At 69.8% G+C, this 5,213-nt stretch carries 4 protein-coding genes; 3 read left to right on the top strand and 1 reads right to left on the bottom strand.

Annotated elements, in window-relative coordinates; genetic code table 11:
* Window positions 1–176: 176 nt before the first annotated feature.
* Window positions 177–1,793 carry a rhodanese-related sulfurtransferase gene (locus GRF61_RS23235; protein WP_169152988.1) on the bottom strand — a complete coding sequence of 539 codons (1,617 nt, stop codon included), beginning with the start codon at window positions 1,791–1,793 and terminating at the stop codon, window positions 177–179.
* A gap of 85 nt (window positions 1,794–1,878) precedes the next feature.
* On the opposite strand from GRF61_RS23235, the gene GRF61_RS23230 reads away from it, so the two are divergent.
* From GRF61_RS23230 to GRF61_RS23220, 3 genes are all read left to right on the top strand, one after another.
* Window positions 1,879–2,787 carry a LysR family transcriptional regulator gene (locus tag GRF61_RS23230; protein ID WP_169152987.1) on the top strand — a complete coding sequence of 303 codons (909 nt, stop codon included), beginning with the start codon at window positions 1,879–1,881 and terminating at the stop codon, window positions 2,785–2,787.
* Between the two features lie 205 nt (window positions 2,788–2,992).
* On the top strand, window positions 2,993–3,940 hold the full coding sequence (locus tag GRF61_RS23225) for an ABC transporter substrate-binding protein (protein WP_248281415.1): 948 nt from the start codon (window positions 2,993–2,995) through the stop codon (window positions 3,938–3,940).
* Window positions 3,940–5,190 carry an acyl-CoA dehydrogenase family protein gene (locus GRF61_RS23220; protein ID WP_169152985.1) on the top strand — a complete coding sequence of 417 codons (1,251 nt, stop codon included), beginning with the start codon at window positions 3,940–3,942 and terminating at the stop codon, window positions 5,188–5,190. Before GRF61_RS23225 ends, GRF61_RS23220 begins: the two co-directional genes overlap by 1 nt.
* The last annotated feature ends 23 nt before the right edge of the window (window positions 5,191–5,213 follow it).

Genomic DNA, 5,213 nt, shown 5'->3' with positions numbered 1-5,213 from the left:
GACTCGTACCGAGAAAGCCCCGCTTTGCCCCCCTCTCCCGCAGGGGAGAGGGGGGCAAAGCGGGGCTTTCTCGGTACGAGTCTCGTGGCTTGCAGGGTCTAGACGATCGACTGACGAGGGGGCGGATTTGATCCAGCGAAGCGCCTGCCCTTGATCACCACCCGCTGGATATCTCCTCAGATCACCTTGAACCCATGCGTGCCGTCCCGGCCCAGCTGGGCGACCAGGCCGAACTCCCAGTCCAGGTAGCCCTGCATCGCTTCGCGCGGGTTGTCGGTGCCCTCGTAGGGACGGCGGTAACGGTCTATCAGCGGCGAGGCCAGGTGCGTTTCGCCGCTCTCCTCCTCCAGCCCGGCGGCGAACCAGGCTGCGTTGCCGCCGTCCAGCAGCAGCACTTCGGCGCCGGTCAGCGCCTGCACTTCCGGCACCACGTATTGGGCGAGCTGGCTGCTGCCGCAGGTGAGGACGTAGCGCGCCGCCCTGGGCACGCCGGCGAAATCCTCGGCCAGGCGTGAGCGCAGCAGGAACCAGGCGCCGGGGATGTGGCGCTTGCGGTAGTTGGCGCCGGTGGTGAAGTCCAGCACCACCACATCCTCGCCGGCGACCTGGCAGCGCGCCAGCGTCTCCGGCAGGATGCGGCGCACCGAAGGCGGCGGGAACACCGCCGGCTGCCACGGCCCGCGCTCGCGGAATTCCGCCGCGTCCAGACCGTCCAGCACATGCACCTCCCAGTTCATCTGCGCCAGCCAGGAGGCGGTCATGTTGGCGCGCACGCCGTCGTCGTCCGCCAGCACGATGCGGCCGCCGCGCACCGGCGCCACCATCTCGGTCTCCTGCACCAGTTGGCCGCCGGCCACCGGGCGGAAGCCGGGCAGATGGCCGGCCTCGTATTCCTCCGGCGTGCGCACGTCGAAGAAGTAGCTGCTGCGGCCATTCTGGCTGCGCCAGCGGTCCACATCCGCCAGGGTTGCGCGCTGCACGCCAGCGCGGTCGGCCACCGCGCGGGCGGCCTGCGCCGCCTGCTCGCGCGTCTGCGCCGACACCGGGGGGAAGCGGCGGTCGGCGCCGCGCTCCAGCGCCTGCCCGGCCAGCGTCCAGCCTATGGTGCCGTTGCGCAGCGCCGCCACCGGGTTGGGAATGCCGGCATTCACCAGCGACTGGGTGCCGATGATGCTGCGGGTACGGCCGGCGCAGTTCACCACCACCCGGGTGGCCGGGTCCGGCACCAGCTCGCGGATGCGCAGCACCAGCTCGGCGCCGGGCACGCTGGTGGAACCGGGAATGTTCATGGTCTGGTATTCGTCGAAACGGCGGGCATCGACGATGACCACATCCGCCTTGGCGTCCAGCAGCGCCTGCACCTCTTCCGCCGCCAGCGACGGCGTGTGGCGCTCGGCCTCCACCAGTTCGCCGAAGGCCTTGCTCGGCACGTTCACATCGCGGAACAGCTCGCCGCCGGCCGCTTCCCAGCCTTGCACGCCGCCCTCGAACACCGCCACGTCGGTATAGCCCAGCTGGATGAAGCGCCGCGCCGCCTGCTCCGCCAGCCCCTCGCCATCATCCAGGGTGACGATGGCGACATCCCGCCGCGGCAGCTTGGCGTAGGCATCTAGCTCGATGCGCGCCAGCGGGAAATTGGCGGCGAACAGCGGATGCGCCTGGGCGTGGGGATCTTCCTCGCGCACGTCCAGCAGGGCGATCTCGCGGCCTTCCAGCAGGGCGGCGCGGACCTCCGCATGCGTGCGGCGGGGCAAGGACTGGTTTACGGGCAACGAAGCGGCGGTCTGACTCATGGCAGGGGGCAAAAACATGTGGATTTCGCATGATATATTCGATGAATCATTCCACTAATCGCCTTTTCTGCTAAGCATCCGGCCGATGAAGAATATAAAGATCGACGACGTCCAGTCCTTCGTCGCCGCCGTGCGGCACCAATCCATCTCGCGTGCGGCGATGGCGCTGGGGTTGACGCAGCCGGCCGTCACCCGCCGCATACAGAGCCTGGAGGAAAGCCTGGGCGCCGATCTGCTGGACCGCAACACCAAGCCGCCGCGGCCGAATGCGGTGGGCCTGCGGGTGTTGGACCAGTGCGAGAAGGTTCTGCGCGAGGTGGAAGCACTGCAGGCGCTGCTCGCCGCCGGCGAACGGCCCCAGGGCAGGCTGCGGCTGGGCGTGACGCAGTCGGTGGCGGAAAGCGGTATTTCCCGCCTCCTGGATGAGTACCGCGCCGACTACCCGGAATTGGAAGTGCATCTGCAGACACGCTGGAGCGGCGAGTTGTTGCGCGGCGTGGAGAACGGCGAGCTGGATGCGGCCGGCGTGGCCTTCCCCGCCGGCAAGGTGTTTCCCGCCGCGGTGGCGGCACAGCCTCTGGGGCGGGTGGAGATGGGCGTGGTCGTCGCCCGCCAGGCCTGGCCGGAACGGCCCCAGCCCTATCGCTTGAGCGATCTGCGCCAGTGTCGCTGGATCGTGAACCCGGATGGCTGCGGTTTCCGCGCCCGCCTTCAACACGCGCTGACCGAGTTGGGCCTGCCCTTTCGCCTGGCGATGGACGCTTTCGGCACCGCGCTGCAGCTGGAGATGGTGGCCGGCGGCCTGGGTCTGGGCCTCGCCAGCCGGGCACAACTGGAACGCAGCGAACACCGCGCCGGGCTACGCCTGTTGGCGCTGGAGGATTTCGACCCGTCCATGGAAATGTGGCTGGTGCAACGTCCCCATCCCGGCGCCTTCACCGCGCCGCTCGGCCGTTTCAGCCGTGCCGTGGCGGACAGCCTGGCAGCCGGATGAAGCAATGTCCCATTGTAGAAAATTCTGATTCCGCATATATCAATATAATTTTTATTCTCTTAAAGAATCATTTGGCGGCGACTAGCATTTCCCCACTACGCCACGGGGAATACCGATGTCTTCCATCCGCCTCCGCCCATTTCACGCTCAAAACACGCCTTTCGGGCGCCAGCGCCGCCGCTTGCTCGGCCTGGGCGCTGCCAGCATGCTGGCCGGGCTCGCCCCCGGTGCTCTGATTTCGCCGGCGGCGGCGGCCATCCCCACCGGCACCCGCCTGCGCATCGCCCAGTACAAGGGCGGCGACCGCCTGCTGCTGGCCGCCGCCGGCCTGGCCGACACGCCCTACACCATAGACTGGGCGGAATTCGCCTCCGGCAACCTGATGGTGGAGGCCATGAACGGCGGCTCGCTGGACCTGGCCTACGGCAGCGAGATTCCACCGCTGTTCGGCCACCTGGCCGGCGCCAACATCCGCGTGGTCGCCGTCATCAAGGGCGATGTGAACGAGCAGACGGTGCTGGTGCCCAAGGACTCGCCCATACGCTCCATCGCCGACCTCAAGGGCAAGCGCGTCGGCTATGTACGTGCCACCACCACCCACTACTACCTGACCAAGATGCTGGCCGAAGTGGGGCTGGGCTTCGCCGACATCCAGGCCATCAACCTCAGCGTGCCCGACGGCGCCGCCGCCTTCCGCACCGGCCAGCTGGACGCCTGGGCCATCTACGGCTACTCGGTGCCGCTGGCGCAGACCTCGGTGGGCGCGCGGGTGCTCAAGCGCGCCACCGGCTATCTGTCCGGCAACTACCTCTACTTCTCACCGCCGGAGGCCATCGCCGATCCGGCGCGCAATGCCGCGCTGGCCGACGTCTTCCTCCGCCTGCAGAAGGCCTTCGCCTGGCGCCAGGCCAACCCGGAGCGTTATGCGGAAGCGATCGCGCCGGAGATCGGCGTGCCGGTGGAAGCGGTGCTCACGCTGCTGAAGAACGAAAGCCAGCCGCGCCGGCTGGCGGCGGTGGACGAGGCGGCCATCCGCAGCCAGCAGGATGTGGCCGACACCTTCCTCAAGTCCGGCGTCATCAACCGCCAGGTGGATCTGCGCCCGCTGTGGGACCGCAGCTTCGAGCCGGTGCTGAACGGGCGGGCCGGCTGATGGGCGCGCCGGAGACCCTGCGCACCACCCGCCGCCAGCGCGGCACGCCGACCGCACGCGCCGCCGCGCTGGTGCCGGAATTCGCCCGCCGCGCCGTCATCAACGACCGAGACAACCGCCTGCCACTGGAGAACGTCGCCGACCTGCACGCCGCCGGCCTGCTCGGCCTCACCGTGCCAGCCAGCGCCGGCGGCTTCGGCGGCGGGCTGGCGGACGCGGTGTCGGTGGTGAGCACCGTCAGCCGTGGCGACGCCTCCACCGCGCTGCTGCTGTCGCTGCACTACCAGTGGCAGGCGGCCATCGCCCGCTCGCCACGCTGGCCGGCCCACCTGCGCCACGCCATCGGCCACGAGGCCGCCACCGAGCCGGCACTGATCAACGCCCTGCGGGTGGAACCGGAGCTGGGCACGCCGGTGCGCGGCGGCCTGCCCGCCACCCGCGCCCGGCGGGTGGACGGCGGCTGGCGCATCAGCGGCCGCAAGGTCTATTCCACCGGCGCCGCGCTGCTGCGCCATGCGGTGGTATGGGCCGCCGCCGAGGTGGATGGCGCGCTGCTCACCGGCTACTTCCTGCTGCCGATGAGCGCCGCCGGCATCACCCTGGTGCCCACCTGGGACCACCTGGGCATGCGCGCCACCGTCAGCGACGACGTGATCCTGGATGAAGTCTTCGTGCCCGCCGACCACGCGGTGGACCTGCGCCCGCCAGACGCCTGGGCCGCGCCGGACACCCTCATCGCCAGCTGGAACCCGGTGCTGATCGCCGCCGCCTACGCCGGCATCCCCGAAGCCGCGCGCGACTGGCTGGTCGGCTGGCTGAACGGCCGCGCGCCCAGCAATCTCGGCGCCCCGCTCTCCAGCCTCTACCGCTTCCAGACCGTGGTGGGCGAAATCGAAGGCCTGATTGCGGTGAACCGCCGCCTGCTCACCCACTTCGCGCTGGAATTCGATGCCGCCGACCAGGACGGCCTGGATGAGCTGCCCCCAGCGGAGGACCGCAGGACGGATCCAGGCTCGGGCCTGGACACCCGGCTGCTGCCGCCCACCGACGCCGGCCTCGTCAAGCACGCCGTCACCGGCAATGCCATCCGCGCGCTGGAACTGGCGGTGGAAGCCGCCGGCAACCCGGCGCTGATGCGCGCCAATCCGCTGGAGCGGCTGCACCGCGACGTGCTGTGCAGCCGCATCCACTCGCCGCAGAACGACATGATCCTGACCCAGGCCGGCCGCCTCGCCCTGGGGCTGTGCTGATTCCTTTCCGGCTCGCCCAGCGC

The sequence above is a fragment of the Azoarcus sp. TTM-91 genome (genome assembly GCF_012911025.1).
In the GTDB taxonomy this organism is placed as follows: domain Bacteria; phylum Pseudomonadota; class Gammaproteobacteria; order Burkholderiales; family Rhodocyclaceae; genus Azoarcus.
The sequence above is the reverse complement of the archived record's forward strand: the minus strand, read 5'-3'. Positions and strand labels throughout refer to the sequence as shown.

Excerpts from the sequence above, each read along its gene's own strand:
- GRF61_RS23235 (WP_169152988.1), bottom strand. The coding sequence starts at position 1,793 with ATGAGTCAGACCGCCGCTTCGTTGCCCGTAAACCAGTCCTTGCCCCGC.
- GRF61_RS23230 (WP_169152987.1), top strand. The coding sequence starts at position 1,879 with ATGAAGAATATAAAGATCGACGACGTCCAGTCCTTCGTCGCCGCCGTG.
- GRF61_RS23225 (WP_248281415.1), top strand. The coding sequence starts at position 2,993 with ATGCTGGCCGGGCTCGCCCCCGGTGCTCTGATTTCGCCGGCGGCGGCG.
- GRF61_RS23220 (WP_169152985.1), top strand. The coding sequence starts at position 3,940 with ATGGGCGCGCCGGAGACCCTGCGCACCACCCGCCGCCAGCGCGGCACG.